Source organism: Mesorhizobium sanjuanii, from assembly GCF_002529485.1.
In the GTDB taxonomy this organism is placed as follows: Bacteria; Pseudomonadota; Alphaproteobacteria; order Rhizobiales; family Rhizobiaceae; genus Mesorhizobium; species Mesorhizobium sanjuanii.
Map to the genome: position 1 here is coordinate 1 of NZ_NWQG01000038.1, position 22,223 is coordinate 22,223.

General features: G+C 63.2%; 18 protein-coding genes and 1 pseudogene. 10 read left to right on the forward strand and 9 right to left on the reverse strand.

From position 1 onward, the window contains the following. From gcvP to CN311_RS06915, 3 genes and pseudogenes are all read left to right on the forward strand, one after another. The coding region (gcvP, locus tag CN311_RS06905) for an aminomethyl-transferring glycine dehydrogenase (RefSeq protein ID WP_097572584.1) at nt 1–2,264 on the forward strand (2,264 nt) is incomplete at its 5' end. Between the two features lie 260 nt (nt 2,265–2,524). After that, on the forward strand, nt 2,525–4,579 hold the full coding sequence (parE, locus tag CN311_RS06910; protein ID WP_097572585.1) for a DNA topoisomerase IV subunit B: 2,055 nt from the start codon (nt 2,525–2,527) through the stop codon (nt 4,577–4,579). A gap of 35 nt (nt 4,580–4,614) precedes the next feature. Further along, nucleotides 4,615–6,674 (forward strand): annotated as a pseudogene (locus CN311_RS06915) (FUSC family protein). On the opposite strand, the gene CN311_RS06920 reads toward CN311_RS06915, so the two are convergent. After that, complete coding sequence (locus CN311_RS06920; protein WP_097572586.1) at nt 6,671–7,792, reverse strand: DUF2336 domain-containing protein; 1,122 nt, start codon at nt 7,790–7,792, stop codon at nt 6,671–6,673. The pseudogene CN311_RS06915 and the gene CN311_RS06920 overlap by 4 nt on opposite strands. Before the next feature lie 153 nt (nt 7,793–7,945). Here CN311_RS06920 and CN311_RS06925 point away from each other — a divergent pair, with 153 nt between their 5' ends. Both CN311_RS06925 and CN311_RS06930 read left to right on the forward strand, forming a co-directional pair. Next, nucleotides 7,946–8,398: a MaoC family dehydratase gene (locus CN311_RS06925; protein ID WP_097572587.1), complete on the forward strand. Its 453-nt coding sequence runs from the start codon at nt 7,946–7,948 to the stop codon at nt 8,396–8,398. A 3-nt stretch (nt 8,399–8,401) separates the two neighbouring features. Next, complete coding sequence (locus tag CN311_RS06930; RefSeq protein WP_097572588.1) at nt 8,402–9,283, forward strand: HpcH/HpaI aldolase/citrate lyase family protein; 882 nt, start codon at nt 8,402–8,404, stop codon at nt 9,281–9,283. A gap of 12 nt (nt 9,284–9,295) precedes the next feature. Here CN311_RS06930 and CN311_RS06935 read toward each other — a convergent pair whose 3' ends face one another. Together CN311_RS06935 and CN311_RS06940 are read right to left on the reverse strand one after the other, a co-directional pair. Next, nucleotides 9,296–9,904 carry a flavin reductase family protein gene (locus tag CN311_RS06935; protein WP_097572589.1) on the reverse strand — a complete coding sequence of 203 codons (609 nt, stop codon included), beginning with the start codon at nt 9,902–9,904 and terminating at the stop codon, nt 9,296–9,298. A gap of 2 nt (nt 9,905–9,906) precedes the next feature. Further along, a complete protein-coding gene (locus tag CN311_RS06940) occupies nt 9,907–10,491 on the reverse strand; it encodes a nitroreductase family protein (protein WP_097572590.1) in 585 nt (194 codons plus the stop codon). A gap of 177 nt (nt 10,492–10,668) precedes the next feature. On the opposite strand from CN311_RS06940, the gene CN311_RS06945 reads away from it, so the two are divergent. Next, the gene (locus tag CN311_RS06945; RefSeq protein WP_097572591.1) at nt 10,669–11,634 is read left to right on the forward strand and encodes a hypothetical protein; all 966 of its coding nucleotides are present in this window, start codon (nt 10,669–10,671) and stop codon (nt 11,632–11,634) included. Between the two features lie 38 nt (nt 11,635–11,672). Here CN311_RS06945 and CN311_RS06950 read toward each other — a convergent pair whose 3' ends face one another. The 4 genes from CN311_RS06950 to yidD form a co-directional block, all read right to left on the reverse strand. Further along, nucleotides 11,673–12,614 (reverse strand): lysophospholipid acyltransferase family protein, encoded by a 942-nt coding sequence (locus tag CN311_RS06950; RefSeq protein ID WP_097572592.1) that lies wholly within the window; start codon nt 12,612–12,614, stop codon nt 11,673–11,675. A gap of 86 nt (nt 12,615–12,700) precedes the next feature. Continuing rightward, nucleotides 12,701–14,674 (reverse strand): threonine--tRNA ligase, encoded by a 1,974-nt coding sequence (thrS, locus tag CN311_RS06955; RefSeq protein WP_097572593.1) that lies wholly within the window; start codon nt 14,672–14,674, stop codon nt 12,701–12,703. Nucleotides 14,675–14,834: 160 nt separating this feature from the next. Further along, on the reverse strand, nt 14,835–15,653 hold the full coding sequence (blaOXA, locus tag CN311_RS06960) for a class D beta-lactamase (protein WP_097572594.1): 819 nt from the start codon (nt 15,651–15,653) through the stop codon (nt 14,835–14,837). A gap of 150 nt (nt 15,654–15,803) precedes the next feature. Continuing rightward, complete coding sequence (gene yidD, locus CN311_RS06965) at nt 15,804–16,178, reverse strand: membrane protein insertion efficiency factor YidD (RefSeq protein WP_097572614.1); 375 nt, start codon at nt 16,176–16,178, stop codon at nt 15,804–15,806. A gap of 342 nt (nt 16,179–16,520) precedes the next feature. Here yidD and CN311_RS06970 point away from each other — a divergent pair, with 342 nt between their 5' ends. Then, complete coding sequence (locus tag CN311_RS06970; RefSeq protein WP_097572595.1) at nt 16,521–17,432, forward strand: LysR substrate-binding domain-containing protein; 912 nt, start codon at nt 16,521–16,523, stop codon at nt 17,430–17,432. A 2-nt stretch (nt 17,433–17,434) separates the two neighbouring features. Here CN311_RS06970 and CN311_RS06975 read toward each other — a convergent pair whose 3' ends face one another. After that, entirely contained in the window at nt 17,435–17,881 is a 447-nt protein-coding gene (locus CN311_RS06975; RefSeq protein ID WP_097572596.1) for an iron-sulfur cluster assembly scaffold protein, read from the reverse strand. A gap of 240 nt (nt 17,882–18,121) precedes the next feature. On the opposite strand from CN311_RS06975, the gene folE reads away from it, so the two are divergent. The 3 genes from folE to CN311_RS06990 all read left to right on the forward strand — a co-directional run bounded on the left by folE (nt 18,122) and on the right by CN311_RS06990 (nt 20,309). Then, complete coding sequence (gene folE / locus CN311_RS06980; RefSeq protein ID WP_097572597.1) at nt 18,122–18,754, forward strand: GTP cyclohydrolase I FolE; 633 nt, start codon at nt 18,122–18,124, stop codon at nt 18,752–18,754. Between the two features lie 36 nt (nt 18,755–18,790). Next, nucleotides 18,791–19,249, forward strand: coding sequence for a phosphoribosyl-AMP cyclohydrolase (hisI, locus tag CN311_RS06985; RefSeq protein WP_097572598.1), 459 nt, complete (start codon nt 18,791–18,793; stop codon nt 19,247–19,249). A 97-nt stretch (nt 19,250–19,346) separates the two neighbouring features. Next, on the forward strand, nt 19,347–20,309 hold the full coding sequence (locus CN311_RS06990; RefSeq protein ID WP_097572599.1) for a patatin family protein: 963 nt from the start codon (nt 19,347–19,349) through the stop codon (nt 20,307–20,309). Nucleotides 20,310–20,383: 74 nt separating this feature from the next. On the opposite strand, the gene recJ is transcribed toward CN311_RS06990, so the two are convergent. After that, nucleotides 20,384–22,168: a single-stranded-DNA-specific exonuclease RecJ gene (recJ, locus tag CN311_RS06995; protein WP_097572615.1), complete on the reverse strand. Its 1,785-nt coding sequence runs from the start codon at nt 22,166–22,168 to the stop codon at nt 20,384–20,386. Nucleotides 22,169–22,223 lie beyond the last annotated feature (55 nt).

Here is a 22,223-nt window from a genome sequence, read left to right on the forward strand (position 1 = left end):
GCGCAGAACCGCTTGGCACCGAGGTAGACGGCGAGACGATCGACGACAACACCGCGGCGCTGCTCGTCTCCTGGCCGGACACGTTTGGTGTCTATGGCGACCACAAGGCGGCGATCGAAAAGGCTCGCGCCGCCGGCGCGCTCGTCGTCTTCATCGCTGATCCACTCGCTCTCACGCTGACCGACGCGCCGGCAAAACTTGGCGCCGATATCGCCGTCGGTCCGATGCAGCGCTTCGGCGTGCCGATGGGCTTTGGCGGCCCGCACGCCGCCTATTGTGCCGTCTCCGACAGACTGACGCGGCTGATGCCCGGCCGCCTCGTCGGCCAGTCGACCGACAGCAAGGGCCGCCCCGGCTATCGCCTCGCTTTGCAGACGCGCGAACAGCATATCCGCCGCGACAAGGCGACCTCCAACATCTGCACCGCGCAAGCACTGCTCGCCAACATGGCGACCGCTTATGCGATCTGGCACGGCCCCGCCGGCCTGCAGGCGATTGCGGGCCGCATCCACGCATTGGCCAGCCGCCTGGCGGCCAGCCTCAAGGCCTCGGGCGTTTCGGTGCTTGGCGCGAACCGCTTCGACACGGTAACGGTGGAAGCAAAAGGCAAGGCCAAGGCGATCGCCGCCGCCGCTGAGAAGACCGGCCGGCTGCTGCGCGTCATCGACGCCGACCATATCGGCATCAGCTTCGACGAGACCTCGACCGAGGCCGATCTGGACGCGATTGCGGCCCTGTTCGGCGCCAAAGTCGACGCAGCCGGCGCCAGCACCCTGCCTGGCACACCGCGCGGCAAGGAGTTTCTCAGCCAGCCGGTCTTCCACGAAAACCACTCGGAAACCGAGATGATGCGCTTCCTGCGCCGTCTGGCCGACAAGGACCTGGCGCTTGACCGCGCCATGATCCCGCTCGGATCCTGCACCATGAAGCTCAATGCCGCCGCCGAGATGATGCCGGTAAGCTGGCCAAGCGTCGCCAATCTGCACCCGTTCGCGCCGGCCAGCCATTCTGCGGGCTACCGCGCCATGGTCGGCGAACTGGAAGGCTGGCTGTCGGAGATCACCGGCTTCGACGCGGTCAGCCTGCAGCCCAATGCCGGCAGCCAGGGTGAGTATGCCGGATTGCTCGCCATCCGCGCCTATCACCGCTCGCGCGGCGAAGGCCATCGCACGATCTGCCTGATCCCGTCTTCCGCGCACGGCACCAATCCGGCGAGCGCGGCGATGGCCGGCATGAGCGTTGTCGTCGTGCGCTGCCTGGAGGACGGCAATATCGACATGGACGATATGAGGGCCAAGGCCAATGAGCATTCCAGGAATCTCGCGGCGCTGATGTTCACCTATCCCTCGACGCATGGCGTCTTCGAGGAAGGCGCGCGCCATCTCTGCGCCCTCATCCATGAGCATGGTGGACAGGTCTATTTCGACGGCGCCAACCTCAACGCCATGGTCGGCCTTGCTCGTCCCGGCGACATCGGCGCCGACGTCTGCCACATGAACCTGCACAAGACCTTCTGCATTCCGCATGGCGGCGGCGGTCCCGGCATCGGCCCGATCGGGGTCAAGGCGCATCTGAAGCCCTATCTGCCCGGCCACGTCAGCGAAGGCTCGGCCCATGCCGTGTCGGCGGCGCCCTTCGGCAGCGCTTCCATCCTGCCGATCACCTGGATGTACATTCGCATGATGGGCGCCTTAGGCCTGAAGCAGGCTACCGAGACCGCCATCATCTCGGCCAACTATGTGGCGACACGGCTCGCGCCGTATTTCCCGCTCCTCTACAAGGGCAGGCATGATCGCATCGCTCATGAATGCATCCTCGACACCCGCGTGCTCAAGGAGAACTCCGGCATCAGCGTCGACGATATCGCCAAGCGCCTGATCGACTATGGCTTCCATGCGCCGACCATGTCGTTTCCGGTCGCCGGCACGCTGATGGTCGAGCCGACCGAATCCGAGCCCAAGCAGGAACTTGATCGCTTCTGCGAGGCGATGATTGCGATATCAGGCGAGGCAGCCAAGGTGGCAAAGGGCGAATGGCCGCTGGCCGACAATCCGCTGGTCAACGCGCCCCACACCGCCGCCGAGGCGCTGGCTGGCGAGTGGACCCATCCCTATTCGCGGATCGAGGCGGCCTATCCAGCCGGCAACGCCGATACATCGGCAAAATACTGGCCGCCGGTGTCGCGCATCGACAATGTCGCCGGCGATCGCAATCTCGTCTGCTCCTGCCCGCCACTGTCGGAATATCTGGGCGCGGCGGAGTAATTCGGCGGAACAGTCAGGCAGAACGCAGGGGCCGGCCCAACCTGGTCGGCCCTGCTGGCCTTGTTCTGGGCAATGACGCGATTTCACCATCAGTCTCGATGACACGCATGCTGCCACCGACGCATTTCCGCCGCTTGGTTGTCGAATGGTTTTGCGGTAAGAGGGGCCATCCTCGAACGTAACAGGAACCTCCGTCGCCTGCCCGCGAAAAGCGTGGCAGTATCGGCAGGTGATTCGTAGCATCGCAATCCAGGACCAGCATGGACGACAACAACGATCTTTTCGGCAATATGGACAAGCAACCGCAGCCGGTTCGCACACCGGCGCGCCCGGCGGACCCGCTGGTGCAGGCCACCAAGCGTGCTGCCGCGACCAAGGATGGCAGCGAGAGCTATAGTGCCGCCGACATCGAGGTTCTGGAAGGGCTGGAGCCGGTACGGCGCCGCCCCGGCATGTATATTGGCGGCACTGACGACAAGGCGATGCACCATCTGTTTGCCGAAGTCATCGACAATTCGATGGACGAGGCGGTCGCCGGACACGCGACCTTCATCGATGTCGAACTCTCCGCCGACGGCTATCTCACAGTTACCGACAATGGCCGCGGCATCCCGGTCGATCCACATCCGAAATTCAAGAAACCAGCGCTCGAAGTCATCATGACGACGTTGCATTCGGGCGGCAAGTTCGACTCGAAGGTCTATGAGACCTCGGGCGGCCTGCACGGCGTCGGCGTTTCCGTGGTCAACGCGCTGTCGGATCATCTCGAGGTCGAAGTCGCGCGGGGACGCCAGCTTTATCGGCAAAAATTCTCGCGCGGCCTCCCGGTTACCGGCCTGGAGCATCTCGGCGAGGTGCACAACCGCCGCGGCACAAAAATCCGCTTCCATCCCGACGAGCAGATATTCGGCAAGGGCGCTGCGTTTGAGCCGGCGCGGCTCTATCGCATGACGCGCTCGAAGGCCTATCTGTTCGGCGGCGTCGAGATCCGCTGGACCTGCGATCCCTCGCTGATCAAGGAAAAGGATCCGACGCCGGCCAAGGCCGAGTTTCATTTTCCGGGCGGCCTCAAGGACTATCTGAAAGCCTCGCTCGGCGATGAATTCCAGGTCACCCGCGAAGTCTTCGCCGGCAAGAGCGAAAAGCAAGGCGGCCACGGCTCGCTCGAATGGGCGGTCACCTGGTTCGGCGGCGACGGCTTCCTCAACTCCTACTGCAACACCATCCCGACCGGCGAAGGCGGCACGCATGAGGCCGGCTTCCGCAACGTGCTGACGCGGGGCTTGCGTTCCTACGCCGATCTCGTCGGCAACAAGCGTGCCTCGATCGTTACGTCGGAGGACGTCATGATTTCGGCGGCGGGCATGCTGTCGGTGTTCATCCGCGAGCCGGAATTCGTCGGCCAGACCAAGGACAGGCTGGCGACGATCGAAGCAATTCGAATTGTCGAGACCGCCATTCGCGACCCCTTTGACCATTGGCTGGCCGACAATCCGCAAGAAGCCTCGAAACTGCTCGAATGGGTGATCGCGCGCGCCGACGAGCGGGTACGCCGACGCCAGGAAAAGGAAGTGTCGCGCAAGAGCGCGGTGCGCAAATTGCGGTTGCCCGGCAAGCTCGCCGACTGCACCCAGAATGCCGCTGCCGGCGCCGAGCTCTTCATCGTCGAAGGCGATTCGGCCGGCGGCTCGGCGAAACAGGCGCGTGATCGCGCCAGCCAGGCCGTGTTGCCGCTGCGCGGCAAGATCCTCAACGTCGCCAGCGCCGGCAATGACAAGCTCGCCGCCAACCAGCAGATATCAGACCTGATCCAGGCATTGGGCTGTGGCACGCGTTCAAAGTACCGCGACGAGGATCTGCGTTACGACCGGGTCATCATCATGACCGACGCCGATGTCGACGGCGCCCACATCGCCTCTCTGCTGATCACCTTCTTCTATCAGGAGATGCCCGATCTGGTTCACGGCGGCCATCTCTATCTGGCGGTGCCGCCGCTCTACTCGATCCGGCAAGGCGGCAAGGTCGCTTACGCCCGCGACGATGCACACAAGGACGAGCTGCTGCGCACCGAATTCACCGGGCGCGGCAAGGTCGAAATCGGCCGCTTCAAGGGGCTGGGCGAAATGATGGCTGCCCAGCTCAAGGAAACGACCATGGACCAGAGGAAGCGTACGCTGCTCAGGGTCGATGTGATCGACGCCGAGGCGGCAACCAAGGACGCGGTCGACGCGCTGATGGGCACCAAGCCCGAAGCCCGCTTCCGCTTCATTCAGGAACGCGCGGAGTTCGCCGAGACGGAAGTGCTGGATATCTGAATTAGCCCACTCCCATAGAATGCGGAGATGAGCATGTGATCTGGAACCGTCTGCGCAGAGATCTTGCCGCAAAGTTTGCCAGCCTCACGCGACCAACACGCTCGGACTGGATTTTTGCCCTGCGCACGGTTTCGGCCGGGCTGATCGCGCTTCTTTCAGCCTACGTGCTCAAGCTCGACCACCCGCAATGGGCGATGATGACGGTGTTCATCGTCGCCCAGCCGGTCGCCGGCATGGTGTTGGCAAAGGGCTTTTACCGGCTGCTCGGCACGCTGGCTGGCGGCTTGGCGGCGATCGGCATCACCTCCCTTTTTGGCGCCAATCCCTGGCTGCTGGTCACTATCCTGGCGATCTGGATCGGGCTCTGCACGCTGGTTTCGTCGCTGCTGCGCAACCCGGAAGCCTATGGCGCGGCACTCGCCGGCTATACGGCGATGATCATCGGCCTGCCCGCGTTCGGGCAGCCGCACCTGGTCCTCGATCTCGCCATGGCACGCTGCGCCGAGATCGTGCTCGGCATCGTCTGCGCCGGCCTGACCAGCCGACTGATCCTGCCGAAACTGGCGGCCGACGCTATCATCTCCAGGCTGAAGCGCAGCATTCTCGACCTTGCCACTTATGCCGGAGGCGCCTTTTCCGGCGGCGATGCGGCAACGCTAGTGGCGCTCCAGCGCAAACTGATCGCTGATGCCCAGACGCTCGCCGAGATGCGCACCTATGCGAGGCTCGAAGCGCCAAGCTTCGCCACCCGTGCTCACCCGGTCAGGCGCACGATCGGGCAGTTGCTCTGGGCGCTGTCGGCGGCGCGCGCGCTGCACTCCCATGCCGCACCGAAGAACGCCGCACTGGTTCCCGTGCGTAGCAAACTGCAGGCGCTTGTCGGCGAACTTGCAACCAGGCCGGGCGCGCTGGACGACACATCTCCCTGGGTGGCGCGGCTGGACTCGATCGCCAGCGAGGCACGGCAGGCGCCGGCAACCGAGCCTGGAGGCGACAAGCTCGGCACAGTAACCCGCCTCACCATTGCCGCCGATTTTGCCGAGGCGCTGAAGCAGGTGCTGCGTGGCCTGGATGCGTTGCGCTCGCCCGTTTCTGGACCTTCCCGCGAGCGGCGGCAGCCGGCGCTGGTCGTGCATCGCGACTATCATGCAGCCTGGCGCAATGCCGTGCGCGCCACCCTTGCCACGCTGCTGGTGGCGACCTTCTGGCTCACGACGAAATGGTCGGAGGCGGCAGGCACGGTCATTCTCGTCGCCGTCGTCTCCAGCCTGTTTGCCGCCCGCCCGGATCCCGTCCAGTCGGCCTGGGGCTTCTTCACCGGGACATTGCTGGCCCTGCCTTTCGCGTTTCTCGTCGGCCAGATAGCACTACCTGCCTTGCCCGGCTTCGGCTGGTTCGCGCTCTTCGTCGTGCCGATCCTTGTGCGGCCGCACTTGGCATGGCCAATCCGCGCTATGTCGGTGTCGCCACCGCCTTTGCCATCAATTTTCTCGCCTTCCTCAGCCCACATCAGGCGATGACCTACGACCCCCTGCCATTCCTCGCCGGCTCGGCGTCGATCCTGGTCGGCATACTGCTCGCTATCGGTGTTTTCATCGTCGTGCTGCCGGCCGATCCCTGGATTGCCGCCAACCGCATCCTGCAGGCCATGCGGGAAGATCTGGCAAGGCTTTGCCTGCACGAGCGTGTGCCACCGCGATCCGCTTTCGAAAGCCTTGCCTACGACCGGATCAACCAGCTGATGCCGCTATTGCAGCGCGTCGGCAAGAAAGGCGACGCCGCCCTGGGCAGTAGCATCGCCACTGTCACCGTCGGGCTGGAGATTCTGCGGCTGCGCGCGGCGCAGCAGAATTCCAAGATCCCATCGGAAACGGCGCTCTCGATCACCAATTTCCTGCGCGGGCTGGCGCGCGAGCTGCTGTTTCATGGGCCAGGTGAGCGGCAGGTGGCAACGATCGCCGTCGCCAGGCAATATGCGACGGGTATCGCCGAGCGCAGCGACGCGGCCGAGATGCTGCAAGTTGCGGCTTCGCTGCGCATCATCGCCGCGGCGCTGGAGGACTTTCCGGATTTTTTCGCGAAGGATAAGATCTAAGCTGCCGCGATTGCGAGCGCATGACCTCGCGCATTTTCGCGCAGCGCTTCGAGATGGATCGACCTCACCAACCCGGCGAGATCGCCTTGCGCCGACTGCCCGCCCAGTTCCTTCAACATCAGCCAGCTTACTTCCTGAACGCCGGCGATGCGCTTGCCATTGGCAACCTCGCGCCAGATCTTCAGCGCGCGCAGGATGATCGCGTGGATGGCAGCGGCAAGCCCTGCGCTGCGGAACAGCGCCTGCAAAGCCACATCATGCCCACCGGCCAGCAGCGCCCTCACCCGTTGTTCCGACTGCTGGCTGAGCGCAACCAGCGCCGAGCCGAAGAAATCGACCTTGCCATGCGCGATGGTGCGAATGAGGAAGCTTGCCGTCAGGTCGCCACGCAGGCGCAGGTGCTCGATCAGGGCTGCGTGCTCTTCCTGGCGCGTGCCTTCGATCAGCGTCACTGAAGCCCTGACGCAGGCGTCGCGCATGAGGCGTTCAGCTCTTGCCGGGCCCATCAGCGCCAGCACCAGCGGCGACCCCTTGAGGGTTTCACCAACTTTTATCAGCAGCATATGCCGGCAGTCGGCCGGTAGCCGTGCGTCCGATATCAGCGCTTCGCGTATCTGAGGCAAATGGCCATGCCGCTCGGCCATGCGGCGAAAGCTTAGCGAAGCGATGTCGGCGCCACTGTTGGCGAGCAGCATCGCGCAGGCTTCCGGCTCGCCGATCTCGGCAATCGCCGCCGCCACCGCCATCGAGACGACAGGCCGGTCGGCGATCAATTTCTGCGTCGCCTTCTGGCCGCTCGCGACCCGGTCGATCAAATCGGCATCGGTGAGCAGCGGCGAACGCGCCAGCACCAGGCTGGCCACTTCCGGTTGGTCGGACGCCAGCGCGCTGATGATCTGCAGCGGCGCGTGATGGCTCATCGACAACGCCTCGGCAAGCGCCAGTCGCACCTTCGACGAGGCGTCGTCGAGCAGCAGCGTCAGTGCGGCCTCGGCAGCGCAGCGATCCTCGAAAGGCAGATCGGAATTGATGTAGGCGCGGGCCAGCGCGCTGGCCGCCGCGGCGCGTTCCGAGACCCGCGCGGTGTCAATCCATTTCAGGAAATGCGAAACAACCATGCCGTCCGCTGCGCCCCCAGCCCGAGTCCGTTCCCGCTCTTGGGTAGACCGTAGGCAGAAATGGTTTACGAACGGTTCACCATGTTTGTTAACTGGCTTGCGAGCTTAGTTTGCAGCGCCTATCAACCCCTGGGCAGTGGAGGAGATAGACACATGGCCGGCCTTTATCTGGAAGAATTCGTTGTCGGCCGTGTCTTCCAGCACACGCTGCGCAAGACCGTCACCGAAAGCGACAACATGCTGTTTTCGGTGATGACGCTGAATCCACAGCCGCTGCATATCGATTTCGACTTCGCCGCCAAAAGCGAATGGGGCAAGCCGCTAGTCAATTCGCTGTTCACTTTGGGCTTGATGATCGGCATTTCGGTGAACGACATCACTGTCGGCACCACCATTGCCAATCTCGGCATGAAGGAGACGGTGTTTCCACATCCGGTCTTCCATGGCGACACCATCCGCGTCGAGACCACGGTAATCTCGGCGCGGGAATCGAAATCGAAGCCCGACCGCGGCATCGTCGAGTTCGAACACCGCGCCTACAACCAGAATGACGTGCTCGTTGCTAAATGCACGAGGCAAGCGATGATGATGAAGAAGGCGGCCTGACGGATGCGTTCGCTGCTCTTTGTTCCCGGCGACTCGGAAAAGAAGCTGGAGAAGGGGTTTGGCGCTGGCGCCGACGCGGTCATCGTCGACCTTGAGGATTCCGTGGCGCCCGGGAACAAGCCTGCAGCGCGCGACCTGGCGGCTCACTTCATTGCCGCCCATCGGCATCGGACCACGGCCGCGATCTATGTCCGGGTCAACGATCTGTCGAGCGGACTGACCGACGACGATCTCGCGGCACTTGTTCAGGCCAAACCCGACGGCATCATGCTGCCGAAGTCGAACGGCGGTCAGGATGTCCAGCAGCTTTCGGCAAAACTGAGGGTCCACGAAGCCGAAAACGGCCTGCCGGACGGCGCGATAAGAATTCTGCCGATCATCACCGAAACGGCGGCGGGCGTGCTGGCGGCCGCGACCTACGCCAAGGCCAGCGCGCGGCTTGCCGGCATCACTTGGGGGGCGGAGGATCTGTCGGCGGCGATCGGTGCCCGCACGGCGCGCGACGGAAACGGCCGCTACACCGATGTCTTTCGCTTTGCCCGAACCATGACCATCCTTGCCGCGGGCGCGGCGGAGGTCGCCGCGATCGACACGGTCTTCCCCGGCTTTCGCGATATGGCCGCCTTCGAGGCCGAATGCGCCGAGGCTGAGCGTGACGGCTTCACCGGCAAGATGGCGATCCATCCGGCGCAAGTGCCGGTCATCAACGCCGCCTTCACGCCATCGGCTGAGGCCGTTCAGCATTCCGCTGCCCTGGTTGCCGCATTTGAGGCGGCGGGAAACCCCGGTGTCGTCGGCATCGATGGCAAGATGTACGACCGGCCGCATCTCCGGCTCGCCGAACGGCTTCTGGCACGCGCCAGGGCAGCCGGGGTTTTGGCCTGATCTTCCCCAGCCCTATTCTTTTTCCCAACGGGGCCGGCGCATCGAGAAGATCTCGTTGACGCTCGAATAGTCCATATATCCGAGACGACCGACATTGCCCGCCTTGACGATATCGAACCTGCCGTCGTTCAGGAACGCATCGTCGATATGGACGCCGACGACTTCGCCGGCCACCACGACCGCGCCCGTCGATGTTCCGTCCAGCGCTTTCGGGCGAAGGATCTCGGTCACCCGGCATTCGAGCGCCGCGGGCGCTGCCGCCACGCGCGGCGGCGCGACAAGGCGCGACGGCGCCATGGCCAGATCGGCATAGCCGAATTCGCTGATGCCGCGCGGCGCGTCGACAGCCGTCCGGTTCATTTTCTCGGCCAACTCGCGACTGACCAGATTGGCGACGAACTCGCCCGTTTCCTCGGCAAAGGTGGCGCTGTCCTTCTCGCCTTCGGACGAGAACCAGACAAGGAAGGGCCGGGTCGAAAAGGCGTTGAAGAAGGAATAGGGCGCGAGATTGATCCTGCCTTGCCCATCCACTGTCGAGATCCAGCCGATCGGGCGCGGCGCCACGATCGCCTTGGACGGATCATGCGGCAGCCCGTGCCCTTTCAACGGCTCGTAGAACATCTCTATTCCACCCAGGGTCCCTGATAGTCGGCATAGAGTTTCGCCGCATCCGGGCGTGGCCGCTCCGGCGCTGGCCCTTGATAGGAGCCGATATGGACAAAGCCGACAACGCGCTCATGCGGCGCCAGCCCCAGCAACGCCCTGCCCTCGGGCACGTCGGAATACCAGTTGCTGATCATATTGGTGCCGTAGCCCAGCGCATTGGCCGATATCATCAGGTTCATCGCCGCCATGCCGCCGGACAGGAACATTTCCCATTGCGGGATTTTCGGGTTCTCCTTCGGGCTCGACACCACGCCGACCACCAGCGGCGCGCGCGAAAAGCGTGCCAGTTCCTGGTTGCGGCGGCCTTCGGGCAGCGGCCCCTCGCGCTGTTCAGCAAGAGTTGCCAGTTTCTTGCCGATCTCGACGCGGGCCTCGCCCCGGTAGAGGATGAAGCGCCAGGGTTCCAGCCGGCCATGGTCCGGCACCCGTGTAGCAGCGGCAATCATGGTCGCGATATCGGCCTCGCTGGGCGCCGGCTCCTTCAACTCCGGGATCGGCGCGGAATTTCGGGTCAGCAGAAAGTCGATGATCGGCGACGCCATGGGTGCAAGTCTCCTGGAATTTGAGCTGAAGCACGCCATCGCGACATCGGGCGGCTTGGGCAGTGGCGCGGACGCGCCGGGACGGCAAGAATCCTTTAGACCGAAACATGGCCCGGCAGAAGCGCATCGGATTCTTAAGCCTTGAAATTGCCACCGCCTTGGGCTTCAACGCAAGGCATGTTTGAGGGGATGCTGCGTCTTTTCCTGGTCTGGCTCGGTGTGGCACTGTCCATGGTGCCGATCGGGTCCGCCATCGCGCAGGATGCGGACGGCATCGGCAATCTGAAGCTTCCCGGGATTTCCACCTACGCGACGCCGAAAAGAGAGACACCGCTGGCCTTGGGAAGCAGCGGCGCGATCACGCTGTCGGCGCAACTGACCGACAAGGGGGCAGACATCACGCGCGGCATCGTCTGGCGTGTCTTCAAGCCTGAAACAGCAAGCGACGGCAAGCTGCCGATGGTCGCTTCCGCCCATGGCGGCACCGCCGTGTTTCAGCTCGAGCCCGGCAGCTATCTGGTCCACGCCTCCTATGGTCGGGCCGGCGCCACCAAGCGCATCACCGTCGGCAAGGACGCCAAGCGCGAGAGCCTGGTGCTTGATGCCGGCGGTCTCAAGCTCGACGCCGTGCTGTCGGGCGGAGCGCGCATCCCGCCGAAAAAGCTGCGCTTTTCGATCTACGAGGATCATGCCGAAGCCAATGGCGACCGTGCGCTGATCATACCCGACGTCGAGCCGAACAGCGTCGTGCGGCTGAACGCCGGCGTCTACCACGTCGTTTCGACCTACGGCGCGGTGAATGCGGTCATTCGCTCCGACATCCGCGTCGAGGCCGGCAAGCTGACCGAAGCGACCGTCGAGCATCGCGCGGCGGAGATGACCATGAAGCTGGTCCGTGAGGCCGGCGGCGAGGCAATCGCCGACACCTCATGGTCGTTGCTCAACGAATCCGGCGATCCCATCAAGGAGACCGTCGGCGCCTTTGCCTCGATGGTGCTGGCCGAGGGCGACTACACCATCATCGCCAAGAATCGCGACCGTATCTACCAGAAGGATTTTACGGTCGTGGCTGGACAGAACAAGGAAATCGAGGTCCTGGCCTCGGAAGCCTCAGCGATCGATCCCGAGGAAGGCGCGGACTGAAGCGATTCTCACTTTTCGTTGAATCGTAAAGTCACACCTTAGGCCGCGAGCTTCGTCCGCCCCTGCAGGAACGGAAGCTTCTTCCGCCGCGCTTCGGCCGGCGCCAGATCGAACACGCCGCGATAGAGGCGGTCGAGCAGCGCTTTGCGGTCACGCAAGGGCTCCAGTTCTTCCCAGGTCAGCGCGTCGCCGACACGCACCTCGATCGATTTGCCGGAGAGCCGCGCGAACTCACGGATGAGCAGGGATGTGCGCAAAGTCAGCGAGGCCTTGCCAACGAATTTAGCCACTCGTCCGTCACGCTCGGCCATGTTCATCGGACCGCTGACCAGATGGAACAGCCGACCATTCTGACCGGAAAAATGCATCGGAATGACCACGGCCCTGGCCTCCTGCACGAGACGGGCCGGAAACATCTTCCATGGCAGGTCGCGCGCCCGGCCGAACCCGTTGGGCGCGGTGGCAACGCCGCCGGCCGGAAAGACGACGATGGTAACGCCCTCTTTCAGCAGCCGCACCGCCTCATGGCGCACCGCCATATTGTTCTTGAGCGCGTCCCTGGTTTCGGAAAAGTCGATCGGCAGCGAATAGGGCTCCATCTCGCTGATCTTGAGCAGATCCTTGTGGATCATGACGCGAAACGGGCGCTTAAGCTGCTCGGCCAGCGAGAGAACGGCTATGCCGTCGCCGATGCCAAAGGGATGGTTGGCGACGATCACCAACGGCGTGTCGGGCAGCCTTGCCGGCGGCCACTGATCGGCGGTCCGCACCCGGACATCGATCAGTTCCAGCATGCGGCTGAACACGCGCTCGCCGGTCGGCACCACGTGACGGCGCCAGAAATCGTAGAGCGCCGCATAGCGGTCGCGCCCGGACAGGCCTTCGATCGAATGGATGAACCAGCGCGTCAATGCCGGCTGATGCGGGCTGGCATAGGAAAGTTCGGGAAACGGTCTTTCGCGCAGTTTCAGCTTCAGCATTGCGACTTGTTAAACTCACGCCATGACAGGGATGTGAAAATGGCGGTGGATCGCTCCACCGCCATTTCGTTGTGACTCTGAGGAGATCAGGCCGCGCGGCGTCTGCGGTCGGGCGTGACCGCCTCATCGGAAAGCAGCTTCACGGCTTCGACGAGACCAAGCGATTCCTGATCGCGCGAACCCAGGCGGCGTATGTTGACCGTCGCTTCCTCCGCCTCGCGCTTGCCGCAGACGAGGATGACCGGAACCTTGGCCAGCGAATGCTCGCGGACCTTGTAGTTGATCTTCTCGTTGCGCAGATCGGCTTCCGCCTGGAGCCCGGCCGCCTTCAACTGCGCAACGACCTTTTGAGCGTAGTCATCGGCATCGGAGGTGATCGTCGCCACCACAACCTGCAATGGCGCGAACCACAGCGGGAAATGACCGGAATAGTTCTCGATCAGGATGCCGAGGAAGCGCTCCATCGAGCCGCAGATGGCGCGGTGCACCATGACAGGCTGTTTCTTCTCCGAATCTGAACCGATATAGAAGGCGCCGAAGCGTTCCGGCAGGTTGAAGTCGACCTGCGTGGTGCCGCATTGCCATTCGCGGCCGATAGCATCCTTCAGCACATACTCGAATTTAGGGCCGTAGAAGGCGCCCTCGCCCGGATTGATCGAGGTCTTGATGCGATTGCCGGACTGTGTGCGGATCGTCTCCAGCACACTGCCCATGATCGCCTCGGCGTGATCCCACGCCTCGTCGGTGCCGACGCGCTTGTCCGGACGCGTCGACAATTTCACGCTGATCTCGTCGAAACCGAAATCGGCATAGGTCGACAGGATCAGATCGTTGATGCGCAGGCATTCCGAGGCCAGTTGCTCTTCGGTGCAGAAGATATGCGCGTCGTCCTGCGTGAAGCCGCGCACGCGCATCAGCCCATGCAGCGCCCCGGACGGCTCGTAGCGATGCACATTGCCGAATTCCGCAAGCTTTACCGGCAGATCGCGGTAGGACTTCAACCCATGCTTGAATATCTGCACGTGGCCCGGGCAGTTCATCGGTTTCAGCGCGAAGACCCGGTCGTCGTCGGTATCGTCGCCGGCGACCGTCACCTTGAACATGGCGTCGCGGTACCAGCCCCAATGGCCCGACGTCTCCCACAGGCCCTTGTCGAGAACCTGCGGCGCGTTGACCTCCTGATAGCCCTGCTCGTCGAGCCGGCGGCGCATGTAGTTGACCAGGTTCTGGAACATCTTCCAGCCCTTGGCGTGCCAGAAGACGACGCCCGGCCCCTCTTCCTGGAAATGGAACAGGTCCATCTCGCGGCCAAGCTTCCTGTGGTCGCGCTTCTCGGCTTCCTCCAGCATCGTCTGATAGGCATCGAGCTGCGCCTGGTCGGCCCAGGCCGTGCCGTAGATGCGCGTCAGCATCGGGTTGTTGCTGTCTCCGCGCCAATAGGCTCCGGCCACCTTCATCAGCTTGAAGGCGTTGCCGATCTGCCCGGTCGAGGCCATATGCGGGCCGCGGCAGAGGTCGAACCAGTCGCCCTGGGCATAGATCTTGAGATCCTGGTCCTCCGGGATGGCGTCGATCAGTTCGAGCTTGTAGCGCTCGCCCTTGTCGGCAAATACCTTTTTGGCCTTGTCGCGCGACCAGACCTCTTTGGTGAACGGCTTGTTGCGCGCGATGATCTCGCGCATCTTCTTCTCGATCACCGGGAAATCGTCGGGCGTGAACGGCTCGTTGCGAGCGAAGTCGTAATAAAACCCGTTCTCGATCACCGGCCCGATCGTCACCTGCGTGCCCGGCCAAAGTTCCTGCACAGCTTCGGCCAACACATGTGCCGCATCGTGGCGGATGAGTTCCAGCGCGCGCGGATCCTCGCGGGTGATGATCTCGATCTTGCCGGACTTGCCGAGCGGGTCGGACAAATCGCGCACCGTGCCATCGATCGAATAGGCTACGGCCTTCTTGGCCAGCGACTTCGAGATCGATTCCGCTAGGCCGGAGCCAGTCATCGCCGCGTCGTAGTCGCGGACGGAACCATCGGGAAATGTCAGGGAAACGGAATTCAGCACGTTCTTCTCCTATCCAGTCCCGCAAACGAGCGCGGGTGGTGAAATGCATTCGCCCAAACTGTGTAGCGGTTTTGGTGCATGCATAAGGCAAATGCCGGATGCGTCCGGCGGCGGCAGCCTTTTAGGGGCAGATGCTGGCGCCGTAAAGCGCTCGTTCCACTTATTTGATCAAGCCAGGCAGCTCTTTTAGGAACGCGGCCCGCGTCGCCAGGCCCTTCGGCATGTCAGTGCGCTGCGTATCGACCACAAGCCGGGCAAACACGATCCGGCGGTCGCCTTTCTCGGCCCACCCGACGAACCAGCCAAGCGAGCGTTTGTCAGTCCCGCCATTGCCGAGTCTCGTGCTGCCGGTCTTGCCCTGCACCGTCCACCCGTCGGCCTTGAAGCTCGGAATGATCGCTTTGGCCATCTGATGCGCCCTGGCCGAAACCGGCATCTTGCCGGCAAGCAGCCGACGCAGGAAATCGGTCTGCTCGGCAGGCGATATCTCGAGCGATGAATTCACCCAGGACCGGGTGAGGCCATCATTCTTGCCGGCATTGCCGGAGACATCCATGTTGCCATAGCCGAACTTCGTGACATATCCGGCAAAGCGCTCGGCTCCGAGCCGGCGCGTGATTTCACGGGAATACCAGAGGACGGAATCGCGCTCCCAGATCGTGGGGTCGACGGTTTTCCGGTCCCGCTTCACCGCCTTGAACTCGGGCTTGTAGTCCCAGCTTGGCGTGTGCTCGTCGCTCAGAATGCCGGAGTCATAGCCAATCAGGGCCAACGGTACCTTGAAGGTCGACGCCGGGCTGAAGCGCTGGTCGCAAACGCCATCCTGGTGGAGCGTCTCGCCGCTCACCGCATCCTGGATCAGCGTGCATTCGACGTCGCCAAGCGGCGCCGACTGCGCCCGCATTGGAAAACCAAGCAGCCACGCCAGAAGAAAAAGAACGATCGCGAAAACGAAGGGAAGACGGTCGATCTGACGCATGCAAAGCTCTTTACCTGGAGGGATTATCAGAAGCGGCTTAGCGAGGCGTCTTGTCTCGATTTTGTCTCAAATTCGCAGTCTTTGTGCAGGCTGATGTTAACCCTACCAGTTCGTAAAAGACCGGCCGGCGCTGAAATCCTGTGGATGCAGTCAGACCCCGGATTCGCCGGGCTTCCTACTTATCTGCCAATACCGCCAGGGCATGAACCAGACATAGCGATCGGCCAGTGCCTCCGGTACGCGATCGATGCCATGCGTGCCGAACGGCCCGCAGCGCAGCACCCGGAAAAGCCCCATCCAGCCGCCGGCCCACAGGCCGTGGCGGGCGATCGCCTCATGCGCGTATTCGGAACAGGTCGGCAAGTGCCGGCACGAATTGCCGACAAAACCGGACAGCGTCAGTTGATAGAGCCGAACCAGCGACGTGCCGAGGACACGGCCCGGCGTCTTGCGCCACGGACCGGGCCAATTGCGCCCGCGCCGTGCGGCCAATGCAGCATGTGCGTGCTGGTGCTTGTTGCTCATCGCGATCCGGATCGTCTTCCTGTCGTCGATAGATGTGGACATTGGCCGGGGAAAACAATGTCTCTTTGGCTCGTCGATGGCATTCAACGATGGCGCGGATACGCGCGGCCCGTCGGGTGAGTCCGCTGAGGTGAACCTGTTTCGGTTCGCCAATTTCCAACGGACTCCATACGCGTCGGTCTTGGCGGCTGGTACTGGAACGTCACGATCCGCATCACATTACCGAGGATATCCAGAAATCCGTTCATTGGCCGCTTCTCCTCTAGGCAGCGATTAGATCGTTGCTGGCCTTCGTCCTCAAACGAGTATAATTTCCACCTCGGATAACTCTGGGTTATGCGAATGAAGCGCGGGCGGCTTCCACTGACGGCATTGAGAAGTTTCGAGGCGGCCGGCCGGCACCTGAGCTTCAGCCGCGCCGCCGAAGAACTTTTCGTTTCGCAAGCGGCGATCAGCCGCCAGATACGGGAACTGGAAACCTTCCTGCGACAGCCCTTGTTCTTCCGCCATCATCGCCGCGTCGAACTGACTGAGGCAGGCCGCCGGCTGCTCGATCAACTGGTGAGAAGTTTCGATGACATCGACAGGCTGCTGTCAGAATTGGCCGTGGTCCCGGCGCAATCCGTGGTTCGCGTCAGCGTCGAGCCGTCGCTTGCCTCGGTATGGCTGGTGCCGCGGCTCAATCGATTTCGCGAGTTGAGACCCGACATCGACATTTCTCTAGAGGTCGACCCAAGATTGATCGAGTTCCGCAGCGATCAGCCCGAACTTGCCTTGCGCTTCAGTGCGCACGCCATCTCGTGGCCACGCAGCCAGGCCGAACGGCTTGCCTCGATGGTCGATTCACCAGTTCTGTCACCGGCACTGCTTGCATCCGGCCCTCCGTTGGAGAACCCGATCGATCTTGGTCGCTACACCTTGCTGCACGAGGAAAACCGTCAGGGCTGGGCGCGCTGGTTCGAAGCAGCCGGCGTAGCTGTCGACACTGTGCCCGCACGCGGCCCGATGCTGGCGGATGCTTCGCTTTCGAAGCAGGCAGCCTTGCTAGGACATGGCGTGGCGCTGGGCGACCTTTTGCAGATCGGCGAAGAAATAGCGTCCGGCGCGCTGATCAAGCCGTTCGACATCGATGTCGCATCCGGCGCCTACTGGCTGGTCGCCAGAAACCTGAATGACCTTTCCGAGCCAGCCAAGGCTTTTGCCGACTGGGTCCGGGCCGAATTTGCCGAAAGCCGGCGCTCTCTGCACGGGTAGAATCAAGCAGCCTGTTCCGCGCGCTTCTTCTCGATCTGGCCGATGGCGTCGACCACGGCATCGAAGGTCAACATGGTCGAGGCGTGGCGCGCTTTGTAATCGCGCACAGGTTCCAGATATCTGAGGTCGGCGAAACGGCCTTGCGGCGGTGCGCCATTCTCCTTCAGCATCTTCAGCATTGTCTCGCGCACGCTGCGCAATTCATCCGCGCTGGCGCCGACGACGTGTTCCGCCATGATCGAGGACGACGCCTGGCCGAGCGCACAGGCCTTCACGTCATGCGCGAAATCGGTGACGATGCCGTCATCCATCTTCAGATCTACAGTCACCGTCGAGCCGCACAGTTTGGAATGCGCTCGCGCCGTCGCATCGGGATGTTCGAGCCGGCCGATCCGCGCGATGTTTCCGGCAAAACCCAGAATTTTCGCATTGTAGACGTCGTCGATCATATTTTTCCAATCTGTCGCCGCCACGCGAACAGCGATTGCCGCTGATGTGTCTTTCATTCGCTCGGCACGACCATATATAATGCTGGCAGTCGGGCATCGACAAGGCAACCAATGGCCATGTCTTTGTTCAAATCAGTTCACGCCGCTTGCGGGCTGGAAACCGGGCGATTTCCAAGCACGAAAGGTCGTGGTCCGTTCAATTCGTTCCTCCCGGGAGAGGAACTACGGGAGACGCCTTTAATGGATGCCGTCATCAAGAAGCTCATGCCCCAGTCCGCCTATATGGAAAAGCCGGTTACCGACCGGCCGAGCGAAGCCGAGGTCGAGGCTGCGGTGCGCACGCTTTTGCGCTGGACCGGCGACAACCCGGACCGCGAGGGTCTGATCGACACGCCGAAGCGCGTCACCAAGGCGTTCCGCGAAATGTTCAACGGTTATGACATGTGCCCGGCCGAAGAGCTTGGCCGCACCTTCGAGGAAGTCGCCGGCTATGACGACCTCGTCATCGTCAAGGACATTACCTTCCACTCGCATTGCGAACACCACATGGTGCCGATCATCGGCAAGGCGCATGTCGGCTATCTGCCGGACGGCAAGGTTGTCGGCCTGTCCAAGATCGCGCGCGTCGTCGATATCTTCGCGCATCGCCTGCAGACACAGGAAGCGATGACCGCGCAGATCGCCGGCGTCATCCAGGACGTGCTCAATCCGCGCGGCGTCGCCGTCATGCTCGAGGCCGAGCATATGTGCATGGCCATGCGCGGCATCCGCAAGCAGGGCTCGACCACCCTGACCTCCACCTTCACCGGCGTCTTCAAGGACACCCCAGAGGAGCAGGTCCGTTTCGTCACCATGGTGCGTGGCGGCGCCTGATCAGCGCCCGCCGGTCGTACAAAACAAGGACCGGCGATGTCGGCAGTGGAATTCCCGAAAGCTCCATCGGACAAGAAGGCACTGGAGGAAGGCGCGGTTTTTTCGCCACGCTTCGACGCCGGCGGCCTCGTCACCGTCGTCGTTACCGATGCCGAAGACGGCATGCTGCTGATGGTCGCGCACATGAACGCCGAGGCGCTGGCGCTGACGCTAGAAACCGGCATCGCTCATTACTGGTCGCGCTCGCGCAAGGCGCTGTGGAAGAAGGGCGAAACCTCCGGCAATGTTCAGAATGTCGTCGAGATGCTCACGGATTGTGACCAGGACGCCATATGGTTGCGCGTCAAAGTATTGGGCCACGACGCAACTTGTCACACCGGCCGGCGTTCCTGCTTTTATCGGACGGTGGGGTTGATCGACGGCAAGGGGACGCTTGCCAGCGACGGCAGCAAGCCGCTGTTCGATGCGGAAAAAACGTATCGAAAGCCCAAATGAACCATCCATATGAACCATTCGCCGCCTTGCCGTCACGTATATTCATGATTTCGATACGGCCCGCCTCTATATTCGCTCTGGGACAAGGGAGATCGTGATGCTCGAATGGGCGTCATTGCGCAACAGACCGGATGTCAGGGAAGCCAACGGCCCCTCCTCGTCCGGCGGCGCTTCTGAAACGAAGCCTGCCAGGAAGACCGGCATTTCGCTGGCATTGGGTGGTGGCTGCGCGCGCGGCTGGGCTCATATCGGCGTGCTGCGCGCGCTCGACGAGGCCGGCATAGAAGTGTCGATGATCGCCGGCACGTCGATCGGCGCGCTGGTCGGCGGCTGCTATCTCTCAGGCAAGCTGGACGAATTGGAAGAATTCGCCAGAAGCCTGACCAGGCGGCGCATCTTTGGTCTTCTCGACCTCAATCTGCGCGGCAGCGGCCTGTTCGGCGGCATGAAGCTCGATGCAAGGCTGCGCGAGCACATTGCCGGGGTTCGTTTCGAGGATCTGCCGAAGCCGTTCGTCTGCGTCACCTCGGAGATCCGCACCGGTCATGAAATCTGGCTGTCGAGCGGTTCGCTGACCACTGCCATGCGCGCCTCCTACGCCTTGCCCGGCGTGTTCGAACCGGTCAATTGCAACGGGCGCGTTCTGGTCGACGGCGCACTGGTCAATCCGGTGCCGGTCTCGGTCTGCCGCGCCTATGAGCAGCCGCTCGTCGTCGCGGTCAACCTTCATTATGATCTGTTCGGTCGCGCCGCCGTCATCAAGCACAGCGCCGGCGAGCTGGTCGTCGAGAAGGATGCGCCGGGAGCCGGCCAGGTCGACACTGGGTACCAGTCCCGGCTCGGCATCACCGGCGTCATGGTCGAAGCCTTCAACATCATCCAGGACCGCATTTCGCGCGCGCGGCTTGCCGGCGATCCGCCTGACATTTCGCTGCAACCTAAGCTCAGCCATATCGGCCTGACCGAATTCCACCGTGCCGACGAGGCGATCCGCATCGGCTATCAGGCGACGATGAGCCAAATCGAAGAGCTGACCAGGCTGCAGACGGTTCTGGCCTAAAACCGGGATCCCGGACCGAAGGTCCGCGCGAGCGAAAAGCGGGCGCCGGTTTTCGGAAAGGTCAGGCAATACACTCATGCACGCGCGGCATCGACGATGCGGAACTGCACCGTGCGGTTGCCGTTCCAGTGATTGCCCGACAGCGAACCGGCGACATGCACCGTCTTGCCCCTGTTCTTGAACAGGAATTCGCCGAGTGCGGTATCGACGGCGCGAAAGGCGATCGCCTGGATGCGACCGCCGCTTTCTGACTGTAATTCGGCGCGGATGTGATTGGTGCCGACCGCCCGTGCATCGACCAGCCGGTGGCGCGGCAGCGCAAAGACCGGCGCGACATGCCCCGCGCCGTACGGACCCGCCCTCTCCAGCGCATCGAGCAGGTCGAGCGTCGCACCCTCGGCGGACAGCGCACCGTCGATGGCCAGGCTTTCCTCGTCCTGCAGCCGGAACACGTCCGCCGCCGCGCGTTCCTCGAAGAACGCCCTGAGCACGCCGAGCTTCGCCCGCTCCACGGTGATGCCGGCGGCCATGCCGTGACCACCGCCCTTGACGATCAGCCCGGCGTCGGCCGCCTCGCGGACCAACCGTCCCAGGTCGAAGCCCGACACCGAGCGGCCCGAACCCGTGCCGACGCCATTGGCGTTGAAGGCGATGGCGAAGGCCGGTCGGCGCGCATGGTCCTTGAGCCGCGAGGCAAGCAGGCCGACGATGCCGGGATGCCAATTGGAGCTGGCGGTGACGACAATGGCCGGACCGCTGCCGCCGGCAAGCTCGGCATCGGCCTCGACGCGCGCCGCCGCCAGCATCTCCTGCTCCATCAACTGCCGCTCCTGATTGAGCCGGTCGAGCGTCTCGGCGATGGCGCCGGCCTCGACCGGATCGTCGGTCGCCAGCAGACGGCTGCCAAGTGCTGCATCGCCGATGCGCCCACCGGCATTGATGCGCGGACCAATCAGATAGGCCAGGTGGAAGGTGCTGATCGGCTCGCCGATGCGCGAGACCCGAGCCAGCGCCGCCAGCCCCTCGTTGCGCTGCTGGCGCGCCATCTGCAGCCCCTTGACCACGAAGGCGCGGTTGACCCCGGTGAGCGGCACCACATCGCAAACAGTGGCCAGCGCTACGAGATCGAGCAGGGCAAGCAGGTCTGGCGGCGCCGCGTCCGGCAGCAGGCGGCGTAGAACCCTCGCCGTCTGCACCAGGGTGAGGAAGACGACACCCGCCGCACAGAGATGGCCCTGGCCCGAAAGATCGTCCTCGCGATTGGGATTGACGACCGCATTTGCCGCCGGCAACGGCCCGCCGACCTGATGGTGGTCGAGCACCACGACATCGGCGCCGGCCTGCCTAGCCGCGTCGATGGAGACGGCGCTGTTGGTGCCGCAATCGACGGTGACGATCAGCGTCGCGCCGCGCGATACGAGCTCGCGCATGGCTTCCGGATTGGGGCCATAGCCCTCGAAGATGCGGTCCGGTATGTAGATCTCCGACGGCACCGAGAAATGCGCGAGGAACCGTTTGAGCAGCGCCGACGAGGCCGCGCCGTCGACATCGTAGTCGCCGAAGATCGCCACCTTCTCCCTGGCCATGATGGCGCCGGCGATGCGCGCGGCGGCCTTGTCCATGTCGGTCAGCGAAGCCGGGTCCGGCAAAAGGTCGCGGATGGTCGGATCGAGGAACCGTTCGGTCTGCTCGGCACTCACGCCGCGCCCGGCAAGGACGCGCGCGACAATGTCCGGCACGCCGTGGCCTTGCGCTATGGCGAGCGCGGTCATGTCCTGCCGTTCGGTCAACCGGTGCTCCCAGGAGACACCGGTGGCCGACTGCCTGACATCGAGGAAAATACGTCTTTCGCCCGTCACGCGACGCGCCGTCTGCAAATTGTCATTTCTCACAATATGCGACGGCTCTCACAAT

Coding starts and splice junctions, on each gene's coding strand:
- parE (WP_097572585.1), top strand. CDS start 2,525: ATGGACGACAACAACGATCTTTTCGGCAATATGGACAAGCAACCGCAG.
- folE (WP_097572597.1), top strand. CDS start 18,122: ATGGATGCCGTCATCAAGAAGCTCATGCCCCAGTCCGCCTATATGGAA.
- CN311_RS06935 (WP_097572589.1), bottom strand. CDS start 9,904: ATGTTCTACGAGCCGTTGAAAGGGCACGGGCTGCCGCATGATCCGTCC.
- CN311_RS06920 (WP_097572586.1), bottom strand. CDS start 7,792: ATGGTTGTTTCGCATTTCCTGAAATGGATTGACACCGCGCGGGTCTCG.
- yidD (WP_097572614.1), bottom strand. CDS start 16,178: ATGAGCAACAAGCACCAGCACGCACATGCTGCATTGGCCGCACGGCGC.
- CN311_RS06930 (WP_097572588.1), top strand. CDS start 8,402: ATGCGTTCGCTGCTCTTTGTTCCCGGCGACTCGGAAAAGAAGCTGGAG.
- CN311_RS06975 (WP_097572596.1), bottom strand. CDS start 17,881: ATGATCGACGACGTCTACAATGCGAAAATTCTGGGTTTTGCCGGAAAC.
- CN311_RS06925 (WP_097572587.1), top strand. CDS start 7,946: ATGGCCGGCCTTTATCTGGAAGAATTCGTTGTCGGCCGTGTCTTCCAG.
- CN311_RS06940 (WP_097572590.1), bottom strand. CDS start 10,491: ATGGCGTCGCCGATCATCGACTTTCTGCTGACCCGAAATTCCGCGCCG.
- CN311_RS06970 (WP_097572595.1), top strand. CDS start 16,521: ATGAAGCGCGGGCGGCTTCCACTGACGGCATTGAGAAGTTTCGAGGCG.
- CN311_RS06990 (WP_097572599.1), top strand. CDS start 19,347: ATGCTCGAATGGGCGTCATTGCGCAACAGACCGGATGTCAGGGAAGCC.
- hisI (WP_097572598.1), top strand. CDS start 18,791: ATGTCGGCAGTGGAATTCCCGAAAGCTCCATCGGACAAGAAGGCACTG.
- CN311_RS06945 (WP_097572591.1), top strand. CDS start 10,669: ATGTTTGAGGGGATGCTGCGTCTTTTCCTGGTCTGGCTCGGTGTGGCA.
- blaOXA (WP_097572594.1), bottom strand. CDS start 15,653: ATGCGTCAGATCGACCGTCTTCCCTTCGTTTTCGCGATCGTTCTTTTT.
- CN311_RS06950 (WP_097572592.1), bottom strand. CDS start 12,614: ATGCTGAAGCTGAAACTGCGCGAAAGACCGTTTCCCGAACTTTCCTAT.